Raw genomic sequence first — 25441 nt, forward strand, 5'->3', positions numbered from 1 at the left:
CGGCGTCCGGACACGTCCGGTTCGCGCCGTCAGCCTTCCAGTTTCCGGGACCTCGCCAGCTCCGCCTCGAATTCGAGGCGGAGCTGGGCCGCTTCCGCATCCGGCAGGCACTGCGTCATCTGCGGGAAGATCAGCTGGTAGAGCCCGGCGCGCCTGCTGCCGAGCCCGTGCGGGCCGACGGCACGCACCTCGGCCAGCATACCCTGCAGGCGGGCTCGAACGCGGTCCGGATCGGGTCGGTAGACCGGGGGGGAATAGCCCTCCCCGAAGAGATCGGGCTCCGCCTCCGGCGCGAAGAGATCGGGTTGGTGGCTGTGGCGCATCGGATCCTGAGCTGCCGCCGCGAATGGAATCGCCGTCCATCTTGGCAAAGGCGGCCGCCCTGGGCGAGCCCGGACGCAGCTTATCCCCCGCTCGTCGCAGCTTGGGCGCCCTCGTCCGGCACCACGCCGGCGGCGCGGAGATCGTCCAGGTCGAGGAGCGCGCCCGCGCAGACCCGGTCCAAGAGGTCCGCCTGCGCCGGCTCCAGCGCAACGAGCCGCCCGAGCACATGGAGCAGGTCGAGCAGGTCGGTCGTGTATTCCGCGAGCCAGCTCTCCGGCTGGATCGAATCGAGCGGAGAGGGCGGGCGGCGGTCGCCGATGATCGGCCGCGAGCGGTCGCGGCGGCGATAGCTGAACCAGTGCCAGAGCACCTGCTTCCCTGAGACTTCGTAGCCCCACATCGCGGGCGTGACGTTCTCGACGAAGCCCTTGCCGATCCTGAGCCGCCGGGTGGCCGCGTCGTAAGCCATCGTGTCGGGCAACGGCTCGGGCGGCCCGGGGATCGCGCCCTCAGCCGGTATGGAGGGCGCTTCGCCCCTGGGCAGGCGCGGCGGCCCCTTCGGCCGGCCCGCGGCGGGATCGACGAAGCGCTCGCCGTAGCAGTGGAGCCACACGATCTTCCGACCAAGCCCGACGGCCTCCTTGAACAGCGAGGCCTCGGCGGTCAGCGGCACGCGCAGCCCGGGGCGGACGAGATCGCCGGCGAATCGCGCCGTGAAGGCCGGATGCGCCAGCAAGGCGGCGACATAGGCCATCACGTCCTCGGCCGACACGGGCCGGGCATAGGTTTCGGCCAGATAGGCCAATAGCTCGGGCCGCACGTTCGGCTCGCTCGCCGCCCGGTCCCGCCACAGCGGATAAACGCGCCCGCCGCGGCCGTGGTAGTGGTGCAAATCGGGTATCAGTGCGGAGAAAGACAAGGCAGGTCCGGCCGTCGGCGTCCGATCCTCAGGCGCAGTCAGATGCACCTGCCGCTGGGAATAGGCCTTCCAAAGCGTCGGGTTGGGACGATTGATCAGCCGAGCGTCCGGAATGATCCACTGGCGGTCCAAGGTACGGAACGCATAGCGCGTCGGAGAAATCGCTGGCTTGGTGTCGCTGTTCACCGCTTCCAGCCGGTGCTCGTGCCCAGGCAAACCCTTTGCGACCTTCTTCTTGAGGGTACGATCGCCGCCTTCATGAGGATGAAAAAGCAGCTCCTTCCGATCCGGATCCTTCTCGGCCGCTAAGCGAACCCAGCGCGCTTCCAGCGAGCCTGCATCTGGCGCGATGACCCAGGTGCGCCCCGGCATGACGCCGGACCCGTTGTAGAGGAACAGGTCCATAAGCGCCGGGAACGCGCCCCACAATCCGGCGGAGGCCGGCAGGAACGGAGCGCGCCAGTCGGACGGGCAGTCCGCCCAGTCCGCGTCGGCGAGCGAGGAGCCGGCCAGCGCCTCGAACTTCCGTTCGCGCCTGCCTCGCGGCAGCGCGCGGAACCGCACACGCCCGGGCCGATCGGCTTCCTTGCCGAGCTTGCGGGCGGCGAGCACGATGCAGACCGGCTGCTGGACGCCTTGGAAGATGCGCGTCGGCACGTCCGGCTGGTGCCCCTCGGGCGAGCAGTCGATGACCCAGATGTCCGAACAGGTGCGGCGGAGGTCGTCGCGCATCCTCTCGAAGCCCGGCCCATTGAGAAACCCGGCCACCGTGATGAAGCAGACGATCCCCTCCCGGTCGTGCTCCGGCAGGTCGGTGGAGGCCGCCACGCCCGCGCCGAAGACCTTCCACGTCGCCCAGCGCCAAAAATAGACGTAGAGGTTCTTCAGGTGTTTGGCGTGCGCTCCCACGCCCCATGCGGCTGGCGGCCTCCAGCGATCCAGCGGGGCCTGGTGTCGCCCTCCGGACCCGGACTCGATCCAGCCGCCCCGGCCTTCCGCCTTTTCCTTGTAGGGCGGATTTCCGATCACCACGGTGATGCGCTCATTCCGCTTCACCGCATTCGCTTCGCGCCGCGACTTCGCGACCGGCTGCATGACCGAGGGCAGCCATTCCTCGTCGACGAACGGATTTCCGAGCGTGTCCGTGATGAACAGCCTGAGTTCCGGGACGGCGGGCGAAGCATCGGCCGGGGTTCGAAGCAGCGCCTGCATCTCGGCAATGATCCGCAGCTGCGCGACGGCGAAGGGCCCGAACTGGAGCTCGAAGCCGATCACGCGCTTCGCCGCCGCCTCGATCGCGCCGCGAACCGCGCCCGGGCCCTGGTCCTCGGCAACGGTTCCGGCGATCCGCCGCAACACGCCGAGCAGGAACGTACCCGTCCCGACCGCCGGGTCCACCAGGGTCACGTCGGCGGAGGCGAGGCCGGTCGGACGCTCGAACAGCGGCCCGCGCAGCGCCTCGTCGACAAGGCGCACCATGGCGGCGACGACTTCCGGCGGCGTGTAGTAGGAGCCGGTGCGCCTGCGCAGCCGGTTGTCGTAGACTTCGAGGAACTCCTCGTAGAAGTACAGCCAGGCCTCGGGCTTGTCCTTGCTGATCGTGTGCCAGTTCACGGCGTCCAGGACGCGCGTCAGCGTACCGAGGGAGGTCTTGAGCGCGTGCTGATTGGCGACGTCGTCAGTCAGCAGCCGGAGCGCGGTGCCGATGAGGGAGTTCGTTTTCCGCAGCTCCTGCGCCGCGTGATCGATGCCTTCGTCGAGCGGGATGTCGCGCGCCCTCGCGACGAGGAGCCCGAAGGTCACGGCCTGCGCGTACCCATCGGCGAACTGGGCATCGTCCGCCTCGGGAAAGAGGAGCTTCCGCCAGTCTTCGGCAAGCCCCGTGAGCCCCGGGCTGCCGAGCGCCATCTGCTCGACGACTTCGTCGCGCAGGAGCCGGCAGAGGCGAGCCGTGACCTCGGCGAGTTTCCTCGCATTTGCCGGCGATATCGGCCTCCAGCCGAGGAAGCTGCCGACGAGGGGCAGCAGAGTAGGAGGTGCCGCGAGCTTGGCCCCTGAACTTTCCACGTCGCCGTCGAAGTGGACGACCTTGCCCGCCATCTCGCCGTCCTGCCAGAGGCTGAACGCGTTCCCGTCCGTGTAGATGAGGTTCGGCAGCGATCTGAGCTTGCCCCATTGTTCCCGTTCGTGGGGATCGGTGAACTTGCGGGGATCGGCACCCTTGCCGGGCGCCTTCACTTCGATGAAGCCGACCAGCGCATTGTCGACCGTGACCGCATAGTCGGGGCGGGTCTGGAGGTGCGCGAGCGTCGTCTCGCCGACGAGCGTGACGGACACTCCGGGGTAGGCGATTTCGGCGAGCCTGCGGAACAGAGATTCCAGCGGGGCGCGGAGCTGGTCTTCCGGTGCCCCGGTCGCCGCTGGGTTCGACAGCTTTGCCTTGGCGGTCTGACCGAAAATTGAGACGATGTCGGTCAATGATCTGGCCGTCATCCCCTTACCCCGACGAGCTCAGCTCTTGTTGCAGTACTGACGCCCCAAGTTCAACCTTCGGAAGCAGTTCGACCAGACCGCAACGGGGTCTAGCGTCGCGGTTCGGGCAGAGCACGGGGCTCAGGTCAGAGACTCCGTATGGTCAGCTTTTCGAATCAGGCTCCCAGAGCATGCGCAACGGGCGCCGAGCCGTCGAGCAGCGAACGGCCCTCATGACGCGCCGCCCGGTTCCGCGTCCGGCCTCGCCGTGCTACCGAGCGGGCGCCGTGGCACCGCGGTCCCGCCGAGCGCTTGAGGAGCCTGCAAGATGGATGTGACCGAGGTCCCGACGAGCCCGTTCCAGGACCAGCGGCCGGGCACGTCCGGCCTGCGCAAGAAGGTCACGGTCTTCCAGCAGCCGCATTACCTGGAGAACTTCGTCCAGGCGCTGTTCGACACGGTCGCGCCGGAGCCCGGGGCCCTCCTCGTCGTCGGCGGCGACGGGCGCTTTCACAACCGCGCCGCCGTCCAGACCATCCTGCGCATGGCGGCGGCAGCCGGCTACGGGCGCGTCGTCGTCGGGCTCGGCGGCATCCTGTCGACCCCCGCCGTCTCCTGCATCGTCCGCCGGCGCGGCGCCTCGGGCGCCATCGTGCTCTCCGCGAGCCACAATCCGGGCGGGCCGGACGGCGATTTCGGCATCAAGTACAACGTCGCGAACGGCGGCCCAGCGCCGGCCGAGGTGACGGAGGCGGTCTATGCGCGCACGAAGGAGATCCGCGCCTACCGCATCGCCGCCGCCCCGGAGGCGAACCTCGACCGCGAGGGTACGGTCCAGCTGGGCGCGATGACGGTCGAGGTCATCGACCCCGTCGCCGACTATGCCGCGCTGATGGAGGAGCTGTTCGATTTCGAGGCGATCCGGGCGCTCTTGGCCGGCGGCTTCCGCATCCGCTTCGACGCGATGCACGCCGTCACCGGCCCCTATGCGCGGGAGATCCTGGAACGGCGGCTCGGCGCGCCGGCCGGCACGGTGATCAACGGCGAGCCGCTGCCCGATTTCGGCGGCCACCACCCCGACCCGAACCTCGCCCACGCGGCCGAGCTCGTCGCCGAGCTGAACCGCGCCGACGGCCCCGATTTCGGCGCCGCGTCCGACGGCGACGGCGACCGCAACATGATCGTCGGGCGCCGCTTCTTCGTGACGCCGAGCGACAGCGTCGCAATCATGGCCGCCAACGCGCATCGCGTGCCGGGCTATCGCGCCGGCCTGAAAGGCGTCGCACGCTCGCTGCCGACCAGCCGCGCGCTCGACCGCGTGGCCGCCCGCCTCGGCGTCGACGCGTACGAGACCCCGACCGGCTGGAAGTTCTTCGGCAACCTCCTCGATGCCGGCCGCATCACGCTCTGCGGCGAGGAGAGCTTCGGCACCGGGTCCGACCACATCCGCGAGAAGGACGGCCTGTGGGCCGTGCTGTTCTGGCTGAACGTGCTCGCCGCGCGCGGCGAGAGCGTCGAAGCGATCGTGCGCGAACACTGGAAGACCTGCGGCCGCGACTACTACACGCGCCACGATTACGAGGAGGTCGACGCCGCGCGCGCCGAGGGGCTGATGCAACACCTGCGCGATTGCCTCCCCGCGCTTCCCGGCCGCACCTTCGCCGGCCACGCGGTCGAGAGCGCCGACGACTTCCGCTACGTCGATCCGGTCGACGGCTCGGTCGCCGAGCGCCAGGGCGTGCGCCTCCTCCTCTCCGGCGGCGGGCGCATCGTCTTCCGGCTCTCGGGAACGGGAACGGCGGGCGCGACGCTGCGCGTCTACATCGAACGCTACGAGGCCGACCCCGCCCGCCACGACGAGGAGACGCAGGGCGCGCTCGCCTCGCTCATCGCGGCGGCCGACGCGATTGCCGGCATCCGCGAGCGCCTCGGCGTCTCCGGCCCGACCACGGTGACGTGACGGAACGTCGCACCCGGCGGCGGCGCAACCGCTGATGGCGCCCCCATTCCGGCGCGGCTATTGTCGGCGGGGCCGAAGGAGGGCGAGGGTGAGGGCGAGCAGATTCCCGGATTGCGCCAGGCCGTCGGACGGCGGACCGGAGCGCGCCCGATGATCGTCGCCTATCGCTTCGCCATCCTTTTCGGCCTGCTCGCGATCTGGTGGGCCGCCGCGGCGCGGCTCGGGCCGAACGTTATCCCCACGCCGACCGCCACGGCCGAGGCCGCGCAGCGGCTCTTCGCCGACGGACGGCTCGTCCAGGCCCTCGCTGACAGCGCCACCGTCTACCTCAGCGGCTACAGCCTCGCCGCGCTGGTCGCGATTCCCGTCGGCCTCGGCATGGGCGCCTTCGGGCGGCTCGGCAAGGCGCTCGAGGTCTACGTCTACGCGCTCTCGGCCACGCCGCGCGTCGCCTTCATCCCGCTCGTCATCGTGCTGCTCGGCCTGGGCGTCGAGGCGAAGGTGTTCATCGTCTTCCTCGGCGCCGTCATGCCGATCCTGATCAACACCTATGCCGGTGTGCTCGCGGCCGACGACGACCTGATCGAGATGGCGCGCTCGGCCGGCGCGGGGCGGCTGCGCATCTTCCTCAAGATCGTGCTTCCGGGCGCCCTCCCCTTCGTCATCGCGGGCCTCCGCCTCGGCGCGACTATCGGCCTGATCAACACCGTCGTGGCGGAACTCTACACGGCGGTCAGGGGGCTCGGCGGCCTGCTTGCCGTCTACGGCAACACGTTCCGCATGGCCGAGTATTTCGTCGTGGTGCTCACGCTGGCTGCAGTCGGGGTGACGGTCACCGAGGGGCTCCGCATGCTGGAGCAGCGTTTCGCGCGCTGGCGCCAGAGCCGCTGATTGCATTCCCGACTGTCAAACGCATAAAATCCGGGGAAACGTCGAGACGTGCCCGCTGCGGCACTCCGGGAGGAAACGATGAAAGCATCCGTGAGACGATCCGTCTTCGCTGGCCTTGCGCTTCTCGCCGCGACAGCGGCGCCGGCGGCGGCCGAGCCGTTCCGGCTGATCGTGACCGAGCTGGAAGTGCCGCTCGTGCCGAACGCCGTCATGCACCTCGCCGAGAAGCTCGGCTATTTCGACGAGGCCGGCGTCGACGTGGAGCTCATCAGGGTCCAGCAGACGCCCTCCGCGCTCGGCGCGCTCCAGGCCGGAGAGGGCGAGATGGCCAATGTGGCGGTCGATTCCGTGCTGCAGCTCGTGGCGCGGGGCACGACGAACATGCGCGCCGTCACCTCGCCCAACAAGGCGCTGCCGTTCCTGATCGCCGCGAAGGACGACATCAGGACCCCCGCCGATCTCCCCGGCCGCAGCTTCGGCGTCGGCCGCATCGGCAGCCTCGACCATTCGCTGAGCACGAAGGTCCTGGCGAGCGAAGGCGTCGCGACCGACCGGATCGATTTCGTCACGCTCGGCCAGCCGAATGTCCGCGGCCAGGCGCTCGCCGCCGGCCAGATCGACGCGACCACCATGTCGATCGGGGTCTGGACATCCATGCCCGAGAAGACAGGGCTGCACGTCCTCATCGATCAGGATGCCTATTTCGCCGCCGCGCCGGTGGTGAACAAGGTCAACATCGTCACGACGGAAACGATGGAGAAGCGCGGCGACGACGTCAGGGCGGTCATCACGGCGCTGACGCGCGCCTCGCGCGATTTCGCGGCCAATCCGGAGAAATGGGTCGAGGCGATGGCCGCCGAACGGCCGGACGTCTCGAAGGAGACGCTCGCCATGCTGGCGGAGAGCTTCGCGAAGAGCTGGAGCGTGAACGGCGGCATGAACCGGCAGGAACTGGAGGCGACTGCCGAGTGGATCTTCGAGGGGCCCGATTTCGAAGGCCTGACGCCGGTCCCGATCGAGGCGTGGACGGATTTCTCCGCCGTGGATGCGGTTCTCGCCGAGCTCGGCACCGAGCCCGGCATGGACGAACCCGGGCGATGAACCTGCGCGAGGCGCCTCCGGAAGCGTCCGTTCCGCTGGCCTCGCCGAAAGGCAATGAAGCAGCGCCCGGCATCCGGCTCGAGCGGGTCTCGAAGGTGTTCAGGCCGCGCCGGAAGGGCAAGGCAACCGAGGCGCTCCGGGACATCGACCTCGCCGTCGATCCCGGCACCTTCCTTGTCCTGCTCGGCCCGTCGGGCTGCGGCAAGACCACGCTGCTGCGGATCGTCAACGGGCTGACGGCGCCGGACTCCGGCACGGTGCTGGTGCGCGGGCGCCCGCCCGAGCCCGGGCCGGAGATGGGGTTCGTCTTCCAGTCGTTCCGCCTGATCCCGTGGTCGACGGTGCGGGGGAACATCGATTTCGTGTTGGAAGGGACCGGCATGAGCCGGTCGGAGCGGCGGGAGCGGATCGACCGCTACCTCGCCCTGGTCGGCCTCAGCCGCTTCGCCGACGCCTATCCGGGCGAGCTCTCGGGGGGCATGAAGCAGCGCGTCGCCCTCGCCCGCGCGCTCGCCAGCGAGCCCGAAATCCTGCTGATGGACGAGCCGTTCGCGAGCATCGACGCGCAGACGCGCGAGCTGATGCAGATAGAGCTGATGCGGCTCTGGGCGATGCGGCATTCGCTCGTGCTCTTCGTCACGCACAGCGTCGACGAGGCCATCCTGCTCGCCGACAGGATCGCGCTCATGGGGCCGCGGCCGGGCCGCATCCTCGAGGTGATCGACGTCGACCTGCCGCGGCCGCGCTGGCAGTACGACGCGCGCGCGGAACCGCGCTACATCGAGCTGCGCGCCTATCTCTGGAACCGGATCCGCGAGCTCGTCCTCACCGACGAGGCGTCGGATTTCTACGGGCGCGACCTCGGACCGGCCGCCTGATCCGGCCCGGCATCGGGCCGGAGCCGCACATTCGCCATCACGAAGCCGCTCTTCGGCAGCGCCGGGACGCGGTCGAGGGCGACCGAAAGGTCCTGTGGCGGAACGGTGTAGTGCATCTGCCGTGTTAGCAGCCGGATCGCCGTCTTCATGAGATCGATCGTCAGCCATTCGCCGGGGCAGCGGTGGCTCGTCTCGTGGTGCCCGCCGCCCTGCGGGACGAGATCGAAGGCTGTCGGCTGGCTCTGCCGGAAGCGAGCCGGATCGAACTGGTCCGGATCTGAGAAGCTGCGCCCGTCCCGGTTCGTCCCGTAGAGATCGAGCAGCACCCACTCGCCCTTCGCGAAGCGGCGGCCGCGCCAGTCGAACGGCTCGCGCACCCGGCCGCCGACGAAGGGAAAGAACGGAGACAGCCGCCGCACCTCCTGGACGAAGCCGTCGAGATCGGTTTCGTCGCCGCTTGCGAAGCGGTCGCGCCACTCGGGGTGCTGGTGGAGCGCGAGCGCCGACCACACGATGAACCGCGCGTTCGCAACGGTCGGGCGGAGCACATTGATGAGCTCCACGGCCGCCGTGGCGGTGTCGAGCAGATTGCCGTCCGGGCCGCGGTGCCAAGCGATCCGATGCGCCGCGTCGTCCTTGCCGGACGGGCCGCGGCTCCTGATCCGCTCGATCTCGCGCCGGATCCAGCGCTCCGTCCGGATCCGCAGCAGGCGCGCCCGCCAGTGCTTCGGCCCGAAGGTCGACACGTTGTCGATCATCGCGCCGAAGCGGGCGGTCGCAGCCGGCACCTCATCCTCGGCGACCCGAACCCCAGCCCATTCGCAGACGGCGCCCGTCAGCACCTCCCGCACCATCGCGAAGAGCATGATCTCCTGCGGTCCGGCTGCCGCGACACGCTCCCGCCACCGGCGCTCGACGACCGCGCAGAGCCGCCGGCGGGCATCCGGCTCCATCATCGCCAGGAACATCGCCTTCCGGTGCCGGTGCGCGTTGCCGTCGAGGGTCTGCACGCTGCCGCGGTCCTGCAGCAGCGCGAGCACCCGGTTGGGCATCGCGCCCACCCGCGTGAACCGCTCCCCGCCGTAGAACATCTCGGCCGCCTCCGGCCCGCTGATGCAGACCGCCTTCCGGAGCATCAGCCGCGTCTCGAAGGCGTCGCTCCCGAGCCGCCGGCACCGGTTCGGGATGAACCGATAGCCTTCGCGCATCAGGGCGAGCGTGGAGTCGAATCCTGCTTCCCGCGGGAATGGGGGCATCGATTGCTCATGTCGTTAGCGGTCGGACCCCTCCTCAAGGCCGCTCGCGCACCCGAGGTTCCGGCGCGGCGCGCGCCCGCATTCCGCGCCGGCGCCCGAATTCCGCCCTGCAGCGTTGACGATGCCCGACCGACGTGACAAGCGGGCGTCCGCACACGCCTCGGCGGGCCGGCCGATCCGCGATCGCCACGCTTCCTTCGCAACGGGATGACGAATGATCGACAAGTTCGTGAAGAGCGCTGCCGACGCGCTCGAGGGCGTCCGGGATGGCGCCACCGTCCTGATCGGCGGGTTCGGCGCCGTCGGCCAGCCCACCACGCTGATCGACGCGCTGATCGAACAGGGCGCGAAGGATCTCACGATCGTCTCGAACAACGCCGGCGTCGGCCGGATCGGGCTGGCACGGCTGCTGGAGCTCGGGCGCGCGCGGAAGATCGTGTGCAGCTTCCCGAGGAGCTCCAATTCCGTCGTCTTCGACGAGCTCTACCAGGCGGGCCGGATCGAGCTAGAGATCGTGCCGCAGGGTACGCTCGCCGAGCGGATCAGGGCGGCCGGCGCCGGCATCCCGGCCTTCTACACCGCAACCGCCTACGGCACGAAGCTCGCCGAAGGGAAGGAGACCCGCGAATTCGGCGGCCGGCACTACGTCATGGAGAAGGCGCTCCCGGGCGACGTTGCCCTCATCGAGTGCTGGAAGGCCGACCGTTGGGGCAATCTCACCTACCGGGAATCCGGTCGGAACTTCAATCCTGTGATGGCGACCGCGGCGAAGCTGACCATCGTGCAGTCGCAGCACGTCGCCGAACTCGGCGAGCTCGATCCGGAAGCGATCGTGACGCCCGGCATCTTCGTCGACCGTGTTCTGCACGATCCTTGCGGTGATCCCTCCGAAGGAGGCCGGAATGTCTCTTGAACCCGAAACCGCCTGGACGCCGCTCAGGCGCCCGGACATGGCGGCGCGCGTCGCCCGCGACATCCCGGAGGGCTGGTACGTCAATCTCGGGATCGGGATCCCGACGCTGGTCGCGAACCACCTGCCGAGCGGGAGGGAGATCATCTTCCATTCCGAGAACGGCATTCTCGGCATGGGGCCGGAGCCCGCGCCGGGCCGGACCGATCCGTGGCTCATCAATGCCGGCAAGCAGCACGTGACGCTGCAACCGGGCGGGTCGTACTTCCACCACGCCGACAGCTTCGCAATGATCCGAGGCGGGCATATCGACCTCTGCGTGCTCGGCGCCTTCCAGGTCGCGGAGAACGGCGACATCGCGAACTGGGCAACCTCCGACGCGGAAAGCGCTCCGGCGGTCGGCGGCGCGATGGATCTCTGCGCCGGCGCCCGGAACCTCTGGGTGGTCATGGAGCACACCACCAGGGCCGGCGAAAGCAAGCTCGTCCGGCGCTGCACCTATCCGCTCACCGCGCTCGGCTGCGTCACGCGGATCTACACGAACCTCGCCGTGATCGAGGTGACGGCGGACGGCTTTCTGGTGTCGGAGATGGTGCCGGGGCTGACCTTCGAGGAGCTGCAGGCGAAGACCGACGCGCCGCTCCGACGGCCGGACTGAACCTCGCTCCGGGGCCGCAGCGACGGCCTACGCTTGCCCGCCTTCGTCTTCCGATGGCCTCCGCCAGGGCACGTCGCCGCCTTCCGGCCGGATCTCGAAGGTGTTGAGCACCATCGCAAGCAGAGAATAGTAGCCGGCGAGCACCGTCAGGTCGACGAGGCCTTCGTCCCCGAAGGCGGATCTCGCTGCCGCGAAGACGCCCTCCGGCACTGGCGTCAGGCCGGAGGACTTCAGCACCTCCGACAGGAAGGCGTAAGCAATCCTGTCCTCTTCCTCATCGAAGTCCGGAACGCGGCCCTCGGCGATCGCATCGAGAACCGGGCGCGGAACGCCGAGCTCCTCCGCACGCGTCGCCTGGATGTGCCATTGGTAGTCGGCATACCAGTGGCGCCCGACGATGGCGACGGCGAGGGCGCGGATGCGATCCGGAAGGGCGGATCGGTAGCGAATGTGGACGCCGAGCTGCTCCACGGCGGCGGCCGCGCGGGGGCTGTGGAGGAGCATCGGGAAAGGTCCGCTCACCTCCCCGCGCGCGCCGGCCGCGATGCCGGCATGGGCGGCCGCCTGCTCCGGCGTGAGTGCGGCGGGATCGACCGGCGGAATGCGCGGCATGACCGGCTCCTCGGGACGCGCTCAGATGCGCCGCATCGGAAGCGTCCAGGCGACCACCCCGGCGACGGCCGAGAAAAGCGCGATCGTCAGGAATCCGGCGCGGAAGGCGTCGCCCATCTCGGCGATGATCAGGTCCTGCCGCGCCGGCGGCAGGCTCGCCAGCAGGCCCGGGTCCTGTAGGATGGGGCCGAGCATGCCGGCCGTCTCGGGGTCGATCAGCGTCATCGAGGCGAAGAGGACGGTGGCGACGCCCGCCGTTCCGAGAGCCGCTCCGAGCGAGCGGGAGAACTGCACCGTCGCCGCCCCGACGCCGAGCCGGCCGCGCCCGACCGCGCTTTGCACCGTGACCTGCACGACCCCCATCGTCGTTCCCATGAAGAGTGCCGTGAAGCCGAGCAGCGCGGATACCTCCACCGCCGACATCCGCGGCGAGAACACCGCGAGCACGACCAGAAGCAGCGCCACGATCAGCAGCCCCCAGGACGGGAACACCGCGGTGTAGCCGGTCCGGCTCATGATGCGGCCCGTCACCATCGAGCTGATCCCGATGCCGGCCGCCAGCGGCAGCATGAGCACGCCGGTCTTCGCCGGAGCGAGGTCGTGGATGAGGCGGTAATAGATCGGCGAGAACGTCATCAGCGACACCAGCATCCCGCCATGCAGTGCGGCGAGCACGTCGCTGCGCCAGACCGAGGGCTCGCGCAGGATCGGGATCGGCAGCAGCGGATCGGGCGCGCGCTTCTCCCGCCAGAACAGCAGCACGCAGGCGACGATCGTGACCACGAGCAGCAGGCCGGCGAGCGGCAGGGCCGCGGCGTCGAGCGCCTGCACCTGCTCCAAGAGCGCGAGCGCGGAGGCGATGAAGAGGGCGAAAAGCAGCACGCCGAGGAAGTCGAAGCGGAACGGCGTGTCCGATCCGATCGTCGCGGGCAGGCGGATCGCGAGCGTCATCGCGAGGAGAGCCACCGGGATGTTCACCAGGAAGACCGATTGCCAGCCGAACGCCTCCGTCAGCAGCCCCCCGACCACCGGGCCGAAGGTGCTGGAAGTCACCATGACGCCGGAGAGATAACCCTGATACCGGGCGCGGTCGCGCGGCGGAATGGTATCGCCGATGAGCGCCTGCGACGTCGTCATCAGCCCGCCGCCGCCGAGGCCCTGCACGACGCGCGCCACGGTCAGCATCTCCATGCTCCACGAGATGGCGCACAGCACCGACCCGATCATCGTGATCACGAGCGCCACGAGCATCATCCGGCGCCGGCCGAACACGTCGCCGAGCCGGCCATAGACCGGCGCGATGATCGTGGCCGCCACCAGATACGCGACCACGATCCAGGAGACCCGCTCGACCTGGCCGAGGTCGCCCGCGATGGCCGGCAGCGCCGTGGCGACGATCGTCTGGTCGACAACTGCCAGAAACATCGGCAGCATGATCGAGGGGAAGATCGAGAAGAAGAGCGAGCGCCCCGAGGGGGATTGAGGCGCCTCGGCATCCGGCGGCGGGCTGGGTGGCTTCAATGGTCCGGCCGGCAAGGCAAGCGTGGGAGGATGATCGGTGATCTCACAGGACGACCGTGCTATGAGAGTGTCGTACGGGAATACGTGTTCCGACGCATGAAGACAATTCTCGTTCCATACGAGGCGCATGACCGCATCGATGCCACGCTCGAGACGGCATGCGTCTTCGGGCGTCTGTTCGGGAGCTACATCGAGGCGTTCCCGCTCAGTCCGCCCCTGAGCCCCTTCCTCGCGGCCGACACAGTCGGCGCGCCGATGGTCTACGAGGCCGCCAAGCTCGACGCTGAGACGAAGGCCCGCTACCGGAGCCGCTTCGAACGCGTGATGCGGGACCGCTACGGCGCGGATGCAGTCGCCGGTCAAGAACCGCATTTCCAGTGGATCGACGAAGGGCCGGTCGGCGACACCTTCGTCGGATCCCAGGCGAGGGTTTTCGACATCACCGTCGTCGGGCGTCCCGGCACGAACGTCAACGACGCTCGGATGGCGACGCTGGAGGCCGCGCTCTTCGACAGCGGCCGGCCGATCCTGATCGCGCCGCACCACCCGCCGTCGCGGATCGGGGAGACCATCGGCATCGCCTGGAACCGCAGCCCCGAGACCGCGCGCGTCGTGGCGTTCGCGATGCCGGTCCTGAAACAGGCGAAGCGGGTGTTCGTGATGGCGATCGAAGGCGGCAGCGTGCCCGGTCCCTCCGGCGAACAGCTCACGCTCTATCTCACCCGCAACGGTATTCCGGCCGAGGTGGTGGAAGTCCGGCGGACGCAGAGCGTCGGCGAGATGATCCTTTCGGAGGCGGCGCGGCAGGGAGCCGACCTCCTCATCAAGGGCGCCTATACGCAGAGCCGCCTGCGCCAGATCATCTTCGGCGGCTCCACGCGGCACATCATCTACGAGACCGGGATGCCCGTCTTCATGGCGCACTGATCGACTCCCGCCCTTGTCGGGAGCCGGCATCGCGGGGGTGGCAAGGCGTCCTGTCCACATCTGCATGCAAACGAGCGCAGGCGCATTGTCAAAGGGAGGAAAAGGCGGCTACCTGAACGAGGCCGCCATCCCGCGGCCGCGTCTTGAACAGCCGGAGCCCTCTCATGTCCGCCTCGCCCGAACGGTCCGGACCAGTGCGGCTCCTCGTGCTGGAAGGCGACGGCATCGGTCCGGAGATCGTGGCGGCGACGAGGCGTGTCCTCGACGCCGTGGATGCCGCGCTTGGAATCGGCTTCGCTTGCGAGACGGCCCTGATCGGCTTCGCGTCGCTAGCCCGGCACGGCACGACGATCACCGACGAGGTCGTGCAGCGGGCGAAGGCGGTGGACGCCGTCGTCCTCGGCCCCGTTTCGCACAACGACTATCCCCCGGTCGCGGAGGGCGGCCTCAACCCGTCCGGCCAGCTCCGCAAGCGGCTCGACCTCTTCGCCAACATCCGGCCGGCGAAATCGCATCCGGGCTTCCCGCCGCGCTGCGGGAAGCCGGTCGACCTCGTGGTCTGCCGCGAGAACACCGAAGGCTTCTACGCCGACCGCTCCATGCATCTCGGCCCCGGCGAGTTCATGCCGACGGAGGACGTCGCCCTCGCGATCCGCAAGGTCACGCGCAAGGGCAGCCTGCGGATCGCCGAAGAGGCCTTCAGGATCGCCATGCAGCGGCGACGCAAGGTGACGGCGGTCCACAAGGCGAACGTGTTGCGGGTGAGCGACGGGCTCTTCCTCGAATGCGTGCGCTCCGTCGCCGCCCGCCACCCCCAGGTGGAATACGAGGAGAAGATCATCGACGCGATGGCCGCGCTGCTGGTGCGCGATGCGAGCGTCTTCGACGTGGTTCTCGCCACCAACATGTATGGCGACATCCTGTCCGACCAGGCGACGGAGATTTCCGGCAGCATCGGCCTCGCCGCCTCGATCAATGCCGGCACCGACTACGCGCTTGCCCAGGCGCAGCACGGCTCCGCGCCCGACATCGCCGGGCAGGACAAGGCCAATCCATCGTCCCTTATCGGCTCGGTGGCAATGCTGCTGGCCTGGCTTTCGGAACGGCGCGGCGACGCGCGCCTCACCCGGGGGTCGGCGCTGATCGACGAGGCCCTGAGCCGCGCCATCGCGGTGCCCGAATGGCGGACCGGCGACCTCGGCGGCCCTCTCGGGACGGCGGCCTTCACCGACAAGGTCATCGCCATGATCGGCGAAGCCGCCAGGGAAGCGACCAACCGGAATGGCTGAGACGGGAGGACACTCGGTGCTGCGCATTGCCGTTCTTGACGATTACCAGGGGGTCGCGCGCGATCTCGCCGACTGGGACAGCCTCGGTCCGGGCGCCACGGTCGACGTGTTCGACCACAACCTCGCCACGGAGGACATGGCCGTCGCCGCGCTCGCCGGGCATGACGTCATCTGCATGATGCGGGAGCGCATGCCGCTCCCGGCTTCGCTGATCGCGCGACTGCCCAACCTCAAGCTCGTGATCGTCTCCGGCGCCCGGGTCCGCACCATCGATATGGACGCCGCGGTCGCGCGCGGCATCACCGTCTGCCACACCCGCCCGGGCGAATCGCATGCCGCCACGCCCGAGCTCGCGTGGGCGCTCATCCTCGCCGCCCTGAGGCACCTTCCCGACGAGCACGCGAACATGCGTGCGGGCGGATGGCAGCGCACGCTCGGCACGACGCTCGAGGGCCGCACGCTGGGCCTGGTGGGCCTTGGAAAACTCGGCGCCCGCATGGTCCCCGTCGCGAAGGCGTTCGGGATGAAGGTGATCGCCTGGAGCCGGAACCTGACGGCGGAGCGCGCGGCGGAGCTCGGCGCGGTACGCGTCGACAAGGACGAGCTGTTCCGCGAAGCCGACGTCGTGAGCGTGCACGTGGTGCTGAGCGAGCGCTCGCGCGGCTTGGTCGGTGCCCACGAGATCGGGCTGATGAGGCAGGACGCGCTTCTCGTGAACACGTCGCGCGGCCCGATCGTGGACGAGGCGGCACTCCTGGAGGCGCTTCAGGCGGGCAATATACGCGCTGCGCTCGACGTCTACGACGTCGAGCCGCTCCCGGTGGACCATCCGCTGCGCTCGGCGCCGAACGTCGTTCTCTCGCCCCATCTCGGCTATGTGACCGCCGACGCCTATGCGGAGTTCTACCCCGACATGGTGGAGGGCATCCTCGCGTGGCGGGCCGGGACACCGATCCGCGTCCTGGCAGCGCCGAAATCCGCCGCCTGAGCGCCTCGGCCAACGCATCCGGCTGACGAACCGCGGCGCAGCTTCTCCCGCGACGGCCCGGCGATCATCGAAGGCCTGCGAGCGACACCGGCGTCGTGGCGTTCGACCATCTGCCGCCGTCGCGCGGGACCCCGCTAAATCTTTCGAAAGGACCCCGCCGCTAGAACATTGCGGCCGGGCTCGCCGGCCTTCCGGAGCATGCGTGTCCGAGATCCGAGCGCTCACAGCGGATGACATTCCATCCGTCGCCCGCCTCTTTCAGAGAACCTTCCGGAAGAGCGACACGCCGGCGGCGGGGCTCGAAGCGCATCTCGCCGAGATCTTCCTGCATCACCCGTGGCAGGATCCGGACATCGTCTCCCGCGTCTATGTCGGCCAGAACGGCGTTTCCGGCTTCATCGGCGCCTTGCCGGCGCGGATGGAGTTCGAGGGACGGCGGGTGAGGGCTGCGATCGCCGGCTCGCTGATGGTCGATGCGCCCGCTTCCGATCCGATGGCGGGAGCCCGGCTCGTGCGCACGTTCGCGAACGGCCCCCAGGACATCTCGATCACCGAGACGGCAAACGACCTCTCCCGCGGCTTGTGGGACCAGCTGCGCGCCGCAGTCGTGCCGGCCGGAAGCCTCGACTGGCTGCTTCCGTTCCGATCTGCCGCCTTCGCCGCCGCGCTCGCCGCCGAACTGAAGCCGTGGCTCCGTCCACTGGGCCTTCCTGCACGGGTCCTCGACCCTCCCCTGCGCGCGCTGCTCGGCGGGAGTGCCCGGCCCGAGAAGAACGCACGGCAGTCCGCCACGGCACGCGCGCCGGCGAGCGACGAGGCGTTCGCGGAAACGCTGATCGCGCTCGCGGATTCGGTCGCGCTCCGGCCGTCCTGGACGGCGGACATCGTCGCCTGGCTCCTGCGGCACGCCGAGCGCAAGGATCGCTACGGGCACCGGCTCTGCCGCATCGTGACCGATGCTCGCGGCACAACCATCGGCGCCTACATCTGCTACACGCGCCCGGGCGGGATTGCGCGGGTCCTCAACGTCCTGGCGCGGCCCGGCTCGGAGCTTGCGGTGGTCGCATGCTTGATCCGCCAGTCGAAGACGGACGGGCTGGCGGGCATCCGCGGTCGCAGCGATCCGCGTCTTATCGACGCGCTGGTGCGGCATGACGCAATCTTCGTCCACCGCGCCTCCCTGATCGTCCACAGCCGAGACGCGCAACTTCTGCATGCAGCTCAGAAAGGCGACGCCTTGCTGACAGGCATTGCCGGGGAAACCTGGTCGCGGCTGATCGGCGACAGCGTTACTGAATCGTAAATCATCGAGGCTGTGAATTTTAACTAATTTCAGCGGTGTTTGTTGTTGCCGCTTAACGACGGAATTACTTGAGAGCTTCAAAGCGGTCCAGACCGCCTTATCCCCGCCTGCGGCGAAAGGGACATCGAGCATGTGCGGCATTGCCGGCTTCCTCGGCACCTCGGTGCCACGCGCCGAGAGGCTTCCGCTGCTCCGGCGCATGGTGGCCGCGATCGCCCACCGCGGACCGGACGATCAGGGCTTCCATCTCGACGATATAGGCGCGGGGCTCGGCCATGCGCGCCTCAGCATCATCGATCTCGCCTGCGGCGATCAGCCGATGTCGAACGAGGACGGGACGGTGTGGATCGCCTTCAACGGCGAGATCTTCAACTATGTCGAGCTGCGGGCCGACCTGATCGCGCGCGGCCACGTCTTTCGCACGCACTCCGACACGGAAGTCATCGTCCATCTCTACGAGGAGAAGGGCCCCGGCTGCGTCGAGGCGCTGAACGGCGACTTCGCCTTCGCCATCTGGGACACGCGCCGGCGCCGGCTGATGCTTGCGCGTGACCGGATGGGCGTGCGTCCGCTCTTCTATTCGGAACGGGGCGGCAGCCTCTTCTTCGGCTCGGAGGTGAAGGCGCTCCTCGCCGCTGGGATCCCCGCGGAACTCGACGCGGTCGCGCTGGACCAGATCTTCACCTTCTGGTCGCCGCTCGCGCCGCGCACGGCGTTCCGCGGCGTGAGCGAACTGCCGCCGGCGCACCTCCTCCTCGCCGGTCCCGACGGCGTTTCGGTCCGCCGCTACTGGAGGCTCGACTACCCCGACGCGAGCGACGAGCGGGCCGTGACCGCGGGCGAGGAACGGCGCCTCCGGGACGCGCTCGCCGAGCTGCTGGTCGACGCCACACGGATCAGGCTGCGGGCCGACGTGCCGGTCGGCGCCTATCTGAGCGGCGGCCTCGATTCCTCCGTCGTCACGGCGATCATGAACGAGCTCGCGCCGGAACAGCTGCGCACCTACTCCGTCTCCTTCGAGAACGGCGAGTTCGACGAGGCGCCGTTCCAGGACGAGATGGTCCGCGCGCTCGGAACGCGGCACCGCAGCATCCGGGTCGGCGCAGCGGACGTGGCGGCCCTCTTCCCCGCCGTCGTGCGGCACGCCGAGCGGCCGATCCTGCGCACCGCTCCCGCGCCCCTTCTTGCCCTCTCCCGGCTCGTTCACGACGACGGGTTGAAGGTCGTGCTCACCGGCGAGGGCGCCGACGAGGCCTTCGGCGGCTACGACATCTTCAAGGAAGCGAAGATCCGCCGCTTCTGCGCGCGCCAGCCCGACTCGAAGTTCCGCCCGCTCCTCCTGAAGCGGCTCTACCCGTACATGCCCCGCATCCAGGGCCAGTCGCAGCGCTATCTGGAGGCTTTCTTCGGCTTCCGTGCCGACGACATTGACGACCCGCTCTTCTCGCACCTGCCGCGCTTCCGCACGACCGCTGGCGGAAAGGCCTTCTTCTGCGCCGAATTGCGCGCCGAACTGCGCGGCTACGACGCGCTCGCCGAGCTCCGCGATGGGCTGCCGCCCGAGTTCGCGCGCTGGCATCCGCTCAATCAGGCGCAGTATCTGGAGACGGCCCATCTCCTGCCCGGCTACATCCTTTCCGCGCAGGGCGACCGCGTCGCGATGGCCAACGCCGTGGAGGGCCGATTCCCCTTCCTCGACCATCGCGTCGTGGAATTCGGGGCACGGATTCCCCCGAACCTCAAGCTCAAGGGGCTGCGCGAGAAGCACCTCCTGCGGGAAAGCATGAAGGGCCGCCTGCCGCCATCGATCCTGGAGCGGACCAAGCAGCCCTATCGCGCCCCCGATGCCGACGCCTTCGCGGCCCCCGGCGCACCCGCCTACGCCCGGGACCTGCTCAGGCCGCCGGCGGTCGAGGCCGGCGGGGTGTTCGATCCGAAAGCCGTGGGCAAGCTCGCCGCCAAACTCCACGAGCGCGGATCGCTCGGCACCCGCGAGAGCATGGCGCTCGTCGGCATCATGTCGACGGCGCTGTGGCAGGAGGCCTTCACGGCGGCATCGCACCGCGCATGCCACGAACCCGTCCACGCTCTGGCGTGATTCCTTTCTCGTATAGGACGAACCATATGCAGACCGAACTCAGCAGACGCATCCGGGCCTTCATCGAGGAGAACTTCCTCTTCCGGGAGGAGGGCGCCGGGCTCGGCGAGGACGAATCGCTCCTCGAAGCGGGCCTGATCGACTCCACCGGGATCCTGGAGCTCGTCGCTTTTCTGGAAACCGAGTTCGGGATCCGCATGGCGGACGCCGAGATCGTCCCGGAAAACCTCGATTCCATCCGCTCGATCGCCGCCTATGTCGAGCGGAAGCGCGAAAGCTCCATCGCCGCCTGAATCTCGGCAACCGCAGGTTCGGGGAATGAGATGCGCATCGAAGACTATTTGAGAGCAAGCGCCGGCCGCCATCCGGGCAAGACCGCCCTCGTCGCCGGCGGCCTCCGCCTGACCTTCGCCGACGTCGATGAGGCTTCGGACCGCCTCGCCGCGGCGCTTCGGGAGCGCGGAGTCGTCCGGGGCGATCGCGTCCTCGTCTTCATGGACAATTGCACGGAGGCGGTGATCGGCCTCTTCGCCGCGCTCAAGGCGGGTGCGGTCTTCTCCCCGATCAATTCGTCCACCAAGGCGGACAAGCTCGCCTACATCGTCGGGAACTGCCGTCCGGCCGCAATCCTCGCGCAGGGGCGGCTCGCAGGGCTTGCCCGAAGCGCGCTCGCCGAGGCGAAATCCGGCGCGCTGCTCTTCGCGACGGCGGACGCACCGGAGGGAGCGCAGGCGATCGCGTTCGAGGATGCGATCCGCATGTCCGCGCCGATCGACGCGGCGAAGCCGGCCGGCATCGAGCTCGACCTCGCCATGCTCATCTACACCTCGGGCTCCACCGGCTTCCCGAAGGGCGTGATGATGACCCACCAGAACGTCGACGCCGCCGCGACGTCCATCACGTCCTACCTGGAGAACCGGCCCGACGACATCGTCCTCAACGTCCTGCCGATCTCGTTCGACTACGGGCTCTACCAGGTGCTGATGTGCGCCAGGGTCGGCATGACGCTCGTGCTCGAGAAGTCGTTCGCCTTTCCGCAGGCGATCCTCAACCGGATCGCAGAGGAGAACGTGACCGGCTTTCCGCTCGTGCCGACGATGGCCGCGATCCTCCTTCAGATGCGCGATCTCGCCGCGGGCGCCCTGCCGAGCCTGCGCTACATCACGAACACCGCGGCAGCCTTGCCCCCCGCCCATATCGAGCGGCTGCAGGCCCTCTTCCCCGCGGCGCGGCTCTACTCGATGTACGGCCTCACCGAGTGCAAGCGCTGCACCTATCTGCCGCCCGAACAGCTGAAGGTCAGGCCGGGCTCCGTCGGAATCGCCATCCCCGGCACGGAGGCTTTCGTCGTCGACGAGGCCGGCCGCCCGCTTGCTGCGGGCGAAACCGGCGAACTCGTCATCCGCGGTCCGCACGTAATGAAGGGCTATTGGGAGGACGAGGCCGCGACCGGCCGGGCGCTCCGCCCCGGCCCCTACCCGTGGGAGAAGGTCCTTTATACCGGCGACCTCTTCCGCACCGACGCGGAGGGCTTCCTCTATTTCGTCGGCCGCAGGGACGACATCATCAAGACGCGCGGCGAAAAGGTCAGCCCGAAGGAGATCGAGAACGTCCTCTACGCACTTCCGGGCGTTCGCGAGGCAGCCGTCATCGGGGTTCCCGATCCCGTGCTCGGCCAGGCGCTGGAGGCGGTTATCGTGCTGCAACCCGGCGTCGATCTCGGCGCAGGCGACGTCATTCGTCACTGCGCCAGGAACCTCGAGGACTTCATGGTGCCGAAGCGCGTCAGCTTCCGGGTCGAACTGCCGAAGACCACAACGGGCAAGATCAGCCGGCGTGCCGTTGCCGAAAGCATGACCGGCGCCGGCGCCATGGAGGCTGCGGAGTGAACGACATCACCCATCCGGACATTTTCGCACCCGCCGCGGAGACGGACCCAGTCGCCGGCGAGGGCTTCTCCTTGGGCACGCTCCGGATCGACGCCCGCAAGGAGCGGGCGAGGATCGCCGCTGCGCTCCGCGAGCAGATCGGAAGGACGCTGCGGCGGCGCGGCGCCGTCGTCGGTCTCTCCGGCGGCGTCGACAGCAGCGTCACGGCGTGCCTGCTGGTCGAGGCGCTTGGGGCCGACCGGGTCCTCGCCCTCTTCATGCCGGAGAAGGATTCCGAGGACGACAGCCTGCGCCTCGGCCGCCTGGTGGCCGACACGCTCGGTATCCGCTCCGTCACCGAGGACATCGAGCCGATGCTCACGGCAGCCGGCTGCTACGCGCGGCGCGACGAATTCATCCGCCGGGTCGTCCCGGAGTTCGGTCCTGGCTGGGGCTGCAAGGTCGTGCTGCCCAACGCGCTCGGCGACAACGCCTACAATCTCTCGACGCTGGTGGTGCAGTCGCCCGACGGCGAGCGTCGCCAGATCCGGATGCCGCTCGAGGTCTATCTTGGCGTGGTCGCGGCCACCAACATGAAGCAGCGCACGCGCAAGCAGATCGAGTACTATCACGCCGATCGGCTCAACTACGTGGTGGCCGGGACGCCGAACCGCCTGGAGTACGACCAGGGCTTCTTCGTGAAGAACGGCGACGGTGCCGCCGACGTGAAGCCGATCGCCCACCTCTACAAGTCCCAAGTCTATCAGCTCGCCGAGCATCTCGGGGTTCCCGAGGAGATCCGCCGCCGCCCGCCCACGACCGACACCTGGTCGCTCGAGCAGACGCAGGAGGAGTTCTATTTCCCGCTGCCCTACCGCGGCATGGATCTCTGCCTCTACGCGCTGGAGAATGGCATCTCCGCCGAGGAGGCCGCACGCGCGGCCGGGCTCACGGCCGCGCAGGTGGAACGCGTCTGGCACGACATCGCCGCCAAGCGCCGCGCCACCCGCTACCTCCACGAGCCGCCGCTCCTCGTCGACCCCGTCCCGATCGGCTGATCCGGGCCCGGGCTGCTCCCCGGCGCTCCGCACATTGGTGCCGTTTGCAGCGCGCGTGCACAGTCAACGGGCTGGCGGGCGAAGGCCGGCACTCACCTTCCAGGGCGGCATGCGGCGCCTCACGAGGACGCCTCCGCGGAACCCGGTGCCGTTGGGAGGCTTCACCCTGCGCTGCTCCCAACCGCCGGATCTTCCCGATGTTCTTCGACAGCTGGTTCGACCTTCTCCGGATCCTGGTCGTCGGTACGCTGGCCTATATCGGCCTGGTCGGCTTCCTCCGCGTCTCCGGCAAGCGGACGCTCTCCAAGATGAACGCGTTCGACTTCGTCGTGACGGTGGCGCTCGGCTCGACCCTCGCCACGGTTCTCCTCAGCAAGGACGTCTCGCTGTCGGAGGGCCTGCTCGCCTTCGCGCTGCTCTGCGGCCTTCAGTACGCGGTTGCCTGGACCTCCGTCCGCTCCGCGCCGTTTCAGCGGATCATCAAGTCGGAGCCCGCGCTCCTCATGCACGGAGGTGCGTTCCTGGACGGCGCCCTCGCGCGTGAAAGGGTCACACGGGACGAGGTCCGCGCCGCGATGCGTTCCGCCGGCTACACCGGCGATGACGACGTCCAGGCCGTCGTCCTCGAAACTGACGGCACATTGAGTATTGTTTCATCCAAAAGGGCGGATTTCCGACGCCTCTCGGCAGATGATCCTCTGCACCTTTAGCTATACGCGGATGTATCTCTAGGTTTATTCGTCGCCTCAGTAGCGAGATTGGGCGGTTTATATCGGAACAACCGGGGATTCGTCAGGTTAGGGGTACGCGAAGGGGCGAGTGGGCCTCCAACCAAGCAATGGGAGAAACCCTATGACCGGACGAACAATTCCAGCCGTGCTCGCGCTCCTGGCTGGCACTGCACTCACGGGCACCGCGCTGGCGCAGCAACCACAGGCGGGGCAACAGGCAGGTCAGCAGCCCGGAGCACAGGCGCAGGAGATCCGCGACTGCAACGCGTTCCAGCGTTATGTTCAGGAGAACAGGAACAGGCTCTCGCCGGAGGCGATCGAGCGCGGCACCCAGGCCATCGAAAGCGGTGACGACCGGCAGTGCGTCGATCTCTACGCCAGCATCCGGACCGCCGGTAATGCGCAGGCCGCGAACCAGCCCGGCGGCGGCGAGCGTCCTAACCAGCAGGCCGGGGAAAACCAGCAGGCCGGTGCGGGCAACATAGTCGTCGAGCAGCCTGCGCCGACGATCACCGTCGACCAGCCCGATCCCCAGATCCGCGTGCAGCAGGCGCAGCCCAACGTCAGCGTCCGGCAGCCGACGCCGGAGATCCTCGTCCGCCAGCCGGCGCCTCAGATCACGGTCGACATTCCGCAGCCCGAGATTATCGTGCGCATGCCGCAGCCGGAGGTGCAGGTCTCCCAGAACCAGCCGCAGGTGGAAGTCCAGCAGGCCCAGCCGCAGGTCCGGGTCGAGCAGAACGAGCAGCCTCAGGTTCGCGTCGCCCAGGACAACCAGCAGCCCCGCGTCGAGATGCAGCAGAGCGAGCAGCAGGCCAATGTCCAGGTCGAGCAGGCCGGGCAGCCGCAGGTCCGGTACGAGCGCGCCGAACCGCAGATCACCGTGAACCAGGCCGAAGGCGAGCCCGCTGTCCGGTTCGAGCAGATGGAGGGGCAGAGCGCGGCACGTCAGCAGGACGATGCTGCCGCACGAGGCCAGACCGCCGACCGTGCTCAGGGCGCGCAGCAGGGCGGCCAGCAGACCGAGGCTGCCGCCGAGCAGCAGCGGACTCAGGCCGCGGCCCAGCAGCAGCAGGCTGCCGCCCAGCAGCAGCAGCAGGCAGAGGCTCGGCAGCAGACCCAGCCTCAGACGCAGGCGCAGCAGCAGAGGCCGACGGCTGACCAGCAGGCCGAAGCGAACCGCCAGGCGGCCGTGCAGTCCTCCACGGCGTCGGACCAGCAGGCGGCCGGGGCGACCGGGTCAACGGCAGCGGCTCAGAACGCCGGTTCGGAACGCGAGTTCCCGGTCGGCGACCTCAAGGACATGGACGTGGTCAACGCCCGTGGCGAGCAGCTCGGAGACGTGAAGGAGGTCGTCGCCTCCACCGAGGGCGAGGTCTACGTGGTGATCGGTCACGGCGGCTTCCTCGGCCTCGGCGAGAAGGAGATCGCCCTCCCGCTGGACAGCCTTGCGCTTCAGGACGACAAGCTCGTCCTCCCGGGCGTGAGCGACGACGAGATCCGGCAGATGGAGGCGTGGCGAATGGATGATGCGCGGTTCCGGGAACTCGACGACGAGCAGACCGCGAGCCTGACGCTGGCGCAGCGGTAATCCTTCGCAAGTCCCGCAGTGAGGGGTCGGCCGGCCGAAGCCGCCGGCCCCTTTTTTCCGCGTTGCCTGTCTCAGGTGTCGAGTGC

21 protein-coding genes are annotated in these 25441 nt (G+C 68.9%); 16 read left to right on the top strand and 5 right to left on the bottom strand.

The genetic code is table 11. The features are described from left to right. Positions 1-29: 29 nt before the first annotated feature. Entirely contained in the window at positions 30-323 is a 294-nt protein-coding gene (locus ACUN0C_RS10775) for a hypothetical protein (RefSeq protein ID WP_445466354.1), read from the bottom strand. 80 nt (positions 324-403) lie between these two features. Continuing rightward, positions 404-3721, bottom strand: coding sequence for a type ISP restriction/modification enzyme (locus ACUN0C_RS10780; RefSeq protein WP_445466355.1), 3318 nt, complete (start codon positions 3719-3721; stop codon positions 404-406). 322 nt (positions 3722-4043) lie between these two features. Here ACUN0C_RS10780 and ACUN0C_RS10785 point away from each other — a divergent pair, with 322 nt between their 5' ends. The 4 genes from ACUN0C_RS10785 to ACUN0C_RS10800 all read left to right on the top strand — a co-directional run bounded on the left by ACUN0C_RS10785 (position 4044) and on the right by ACUN0C_RS10800 (position 8545). Further along, entirely contained in the window at positions 4044-5675 is a 1632-nt protein-coding gene (locus ACUN0C_RS10785; RefSeq protein ID WP_445466356.1) for an alpha-D-glucose phosphate-specific phosphoglucomutase, read from the top strand. 150 nt (positions 5676-5825) lie between these two features. After that, complete coding sequence (locus ACUN0C_RS10790) at positions 5826-6566, top strand: ABC transporter permease (protein WP_445466357.1); 741 nt, start codon at positions 5826-5828, stop codon at positions 6564-6566. Between the two features lie 78 nt (positions 6567-6644). Then, the gene (locus ACUN0C_RS10795; protein WP_445466358.1) at positions 6645-7667 is read left to right on the top strand and encodes an ABC transporter substrate-binding protein; all 1023 of its coding nucleotides are present in this window, start codon (positions 6645-6647) and stop codon (positions 7665-7667) included. Then, positions 7664-8545, top strand: a complete 882-nt coding sequence (locus ACUN0C_RS10800; RefSeq protein ID WP_445466359.1) for an ABC transporter ATP-binding protein — start codon at positions 7664-7666, stop codon at positions 8543-8545. Before ACUN0C_RS10795 ends, ACUN0C_RS10800 begins: the two co-directional genes overlap by 4 nt. Here ACUN0C_RS10800 and ACUN0C_RS10805 read toward each other — a convergent pair. After that, positions 8515-9801: a cytochrome P450 gene (locus ACUN0C_RS10805; protein WP_445466360.1), complete on the bottom strand. Its 1287-nt coding sequence runs from the start codon at positions 9799-9801 to the stop codon at positions 8515-8517. The two genes, ACUN0C_RS10800 and ACUN0C_RS10805, sit on opposite strands and share 31 nt — an antisense overlap. Positions 9802-10018: 217 nt before the next feature. On the opposite strand from ACUN0C_RS10805, the gene ACUN0C_RS10810 reads away from it, so the two are divergent. Then, complete coding sequence (locus ACUN0C_RS10810) at positions 10019-10714, top strand: 3-oxoacid CoA-transferase subunit A (RefSeq protein ID WP_445466531.1); 696 nt, start codon at positions 10019-10021, stop codon at positions 10712-10714. Beyond that, on the top strand, positions 10704-11369 hold the full coding sequence (locus ACUN0C_RS10815; protein ID WP_445466361.1) for a 3-oxoacid CoA-transferase subunit B: 666 nt from the start codon (positions 10704-10706) through the stop codon (positions 11367-11369). Before ACUN0C_RS10810 ends, ACUN0C_RS10815 begins: the two co-directional genes overlap by 11 nt. Before the next feature lie 27 nt (positions 11370-11396). Here ACUN0C_RS10815 and ACUN0C_RS10820 read toward each other — a convergent pair whose 3' ends face one another. Together ACUN0C_RS10820 and ACUN0C_RS10825 are read right to left on the bottom strand one after the other, a co-directional pair. Next, positions 11397-11981 (bottom strand): carboxymuconolactone decarboxylase family protein, encoded by a 585-nt coding sequence (locus ACUN0C_RS10820; protein ID WP_445466362.1) that lies wholly within the window; start codon positions 11979-11981, stop codon positions 11397-11399. 21 nt (positions 11982-12002) lie between these two features. Continuing rightward, a complete protein-coding gene (locus ACUN0C_RS10825) occupies positions 12003-13406 on the bottom strand; it encodes an MFS transporter (RefSeq protein WP_445466363.1) in 1404 nt (467 codons plus the stop codon). A 192-nt stretch (positions 13407-13598) separates the two neighbouring features. Between ACUN0C_RS10825 and ACUN0C_RS10830 the strand changes: the two genes are divergently transcribed. The 10 genes from ACUN0C_RS10830 to ACUN0C_RS10875 all read left to right on the top strand — a co-directional run bounded on the left by ACUN0C_RS10830 (position 13599) and on the right by ACUN0C_RS10875 (position 25355). Continuing rightward, positions 13599-14429, top strand: coding sequence for a universal stress protein (locus tag ACUN0C_RS10830; RefSeq protein ID WP_445466364.1), 831 nt, complete (start codon positions 13599-13601; stop codon positions 14427-14429). Between the two features lie 164 nt (positions 14430-14593). Beyond that, entirely contained in the window at positions 14594-15718 is a 1125-nt protein-coding gene (locus tag ACUN0C_RS10835) for an isocitrate/isopropylmalate dehydrogenase family protein (RefSeq protein ID WP_445466365.1), read from the top strand. Continuing rightward, positions 15711-16706 (top strand): D-2-hydroxyacid dehydrogenase family protein, encoded by a 996-nt coding sequence (locus tag ACUN0C_RS10840; RefSeq protein WP_445466366.1) that lies wholly within the window; start codon positions 15711-15713, stop codon positions 16704-16706. The genes ACUN0C_RS10835 and ACUN0C_RS10840 overlap by 8 nt, the downstream gene beginning before the upstream one ends. A gap of 202 nt (positions 16707-16908) precedes the next feature. Further along, positions 16909-18009, top strand: a complete 1101-nt coding sequence (locus tag ACUN0C_RS10845) for a hypothetical protein (protein WP_445466367.1) — start codon at positions 16909-16911, stop codon at positions 18007-18009. 130 nt (positions 18010-18139) lie between these two features. Beyond that, complete coding sequence (gene asnB / locus ACUN0C_RS10850) at positions 18140-20107, top strand: asparagine synthase (glutamine-hydrolyzing) (RefSeq protein ID WP_445466368.1); 1968 nt, start codon at positions 18140-18142, stop codon at positions 20105-20107. Between the two features lie 26 nt (positions 20108-20133). Then, positions 20134-20400: an acyl carrier protein gene (locus tag ACUN0C_RS10855; protein WP_445466369.1), complete on the top strand. Its 267-nt coding sequence runs from the start codon at positions 20134-20136 to the stop codon at positions 20398-20400. 30 nt (positions 20401-20430) lie between these two features. Beyond that, complete coding sequence (locus tag ACUN0C_RS10860; RefSeq protein ID WP_445466370.1) at positions 20431-21996, top strand: class I adenylate-forming enzyme family protein; 1566 nt, start codon at positions 20431-20433, stop codon at positions 21994-21996. Between the two features lie 5 nt (positions 21997-22001). After that, entirely contained in the window at positions 22002-23033 is a 1032-nt protein-coding gene (nadE, locus tag ACUN0C_RS10865) for an NAD(+) synthase (RefSeq protein ID WP_445466532.1), read from the top strand. 197 nt (positions 23034-23230) lie between these two features. Then, on the top strand, positions 23231-23743 hold the full coding sequence (locus ACUN0C_RS10870) for a DUF421 domain-containing protein (protein WP_445466371.1): 513 nt from the start codon (positions 23231-23233) through the stop codon (positions 23741-23743). Between the two features lie 166 nt (positions 23744-23909). After that, a complete protein-coding gene (locus tag ACUN0C_RS10875) occupies positions 23910-25355 on the top strand; it encodes a PRC-barrel domain-containing protein (RefSeq protein WP_445466372.1) in 1446 nt (481 codons plus the stop codon). Positions 25356-25441 lie beyond the last annotated feature (86 nt).

Source organism: Faunimonas sp. B44, assembly GCF_052655945.1.

Bases quoted from the DNA above. Each gene is read 5' to 3' on its own strand.
- ACUN0C_RS10790 (WP_445466357.1), top strand. From the start codon at position 5,826: ATGATCGTCGCCTATCGCTTCGCCATCCTTTTCGGCCTGCTCGCGATC.
- ACUN0C_RS10855 (WP_445466369.1), top strand. From the start codon at position 20,134: ATGCAGACCGAACTCAGCAGACGCATCCGGGCCTTCATCGAGGAGAAC.
- asnB (WP_445466368.1), top strand. From the start codon at position 18,140: ATGTGCGGCATTGCCGGCTTCCTCGGCACCTCGGTGCCACGCGCCGAG.
- ACUN0C_RS10835 (WP_445466365.1), top strand. From the start codon at position 14,594: ATGTCCGCCTCGCCCGAACGGTCCGGACCAGTGCGGCTCCTCGTGCTG.
- ACUN0C_RS10870 (WP_445466371.1), top strand. From the start codon at position 23,231: ATGTTCTTCGACAGCTGGTTCGACCTTCTCCGGATCCTGGTCGTCGGT.
- ACUN0C_RS10860 (WP_445466370.1), top strand. From the start codon at position 20,431: ATGCGCATCGAAGACTATTTGAGAGCAAGCGCCGGCCGCCATCCGGGC.
- ACUN0C_RS10795 (WP_445466358.1), top strand. From the start codon at position 6,645: ATGAAAGCATCCGTGAGACGATCCGTCTTCGCTGGCCTTGCGCTTCTC.
- ACUN0C_RS10840 (WP_445466366.1), top strand. From the start codon at position 15,711: ATGGCTGAGACGGGAGGACACTCGGTGCTGCGCATTGCCGTTCTTGAC.
- ACUN0C_RS10820 (WP_445466362.1), bottom strand. From the start codon at position 11,981: ATGCCGCGCATTCCGCCGGTCGATCCCGCCGCACTCACGCCGGAGCAG.
- ACUN0C_RS10815 (WP_445466361.1), top strand. From the start codon at position 10,704: ATGTCTCTTGAACCCGAAACCGCCTGGACGCCGCTCAGGCGCCCGGAC.
- ACUN0C_RS10805 (WP_445466360.1), bottom strand. From the start codon at position 9,801: ATGCCCCCATTCCCGCGGGAAGCAGGATTCGACTCCACGCTCGCCCTG.
- ACUN0C_RS10830 (WP_445466364.1), top strand. From the start codon at position 13,599: ATGAAGACAATTCTCGTTCCATACGAGGCGCATGACCGCATCGATGCC.
- ACUN0C_RS10775 (WP_445466354.1), bottom strand. From the start codon at position 323: ATGCGCCACAGCCACCAACCCGATCTCTTCGCGCCGGAGGCGGAGCCC.
- ACUN0C_RS10825 (WP_445466363.1), bottom strand. From the start codon at position 13,406: ATGTTTCTGGCAGTTGTCGACCAGACGATCGTCGCCACGGCGCTGCCG.
- ACUN0C_RS10800 (WP_445466359.1), top strand. From the start codon at position 7,664: ATGAACCTGCGCGAGGCGCCTCCGGAAGCGTCCGTTCCGCTGGCCTCG.
- ACUN0C_RS10785 (WP_445466356.1), top strand. From the start codon at position 4,044: ATGGATGTGACCGAGGTCCCGACGAGCCCGTTCCAGGACCAGCGGCCG.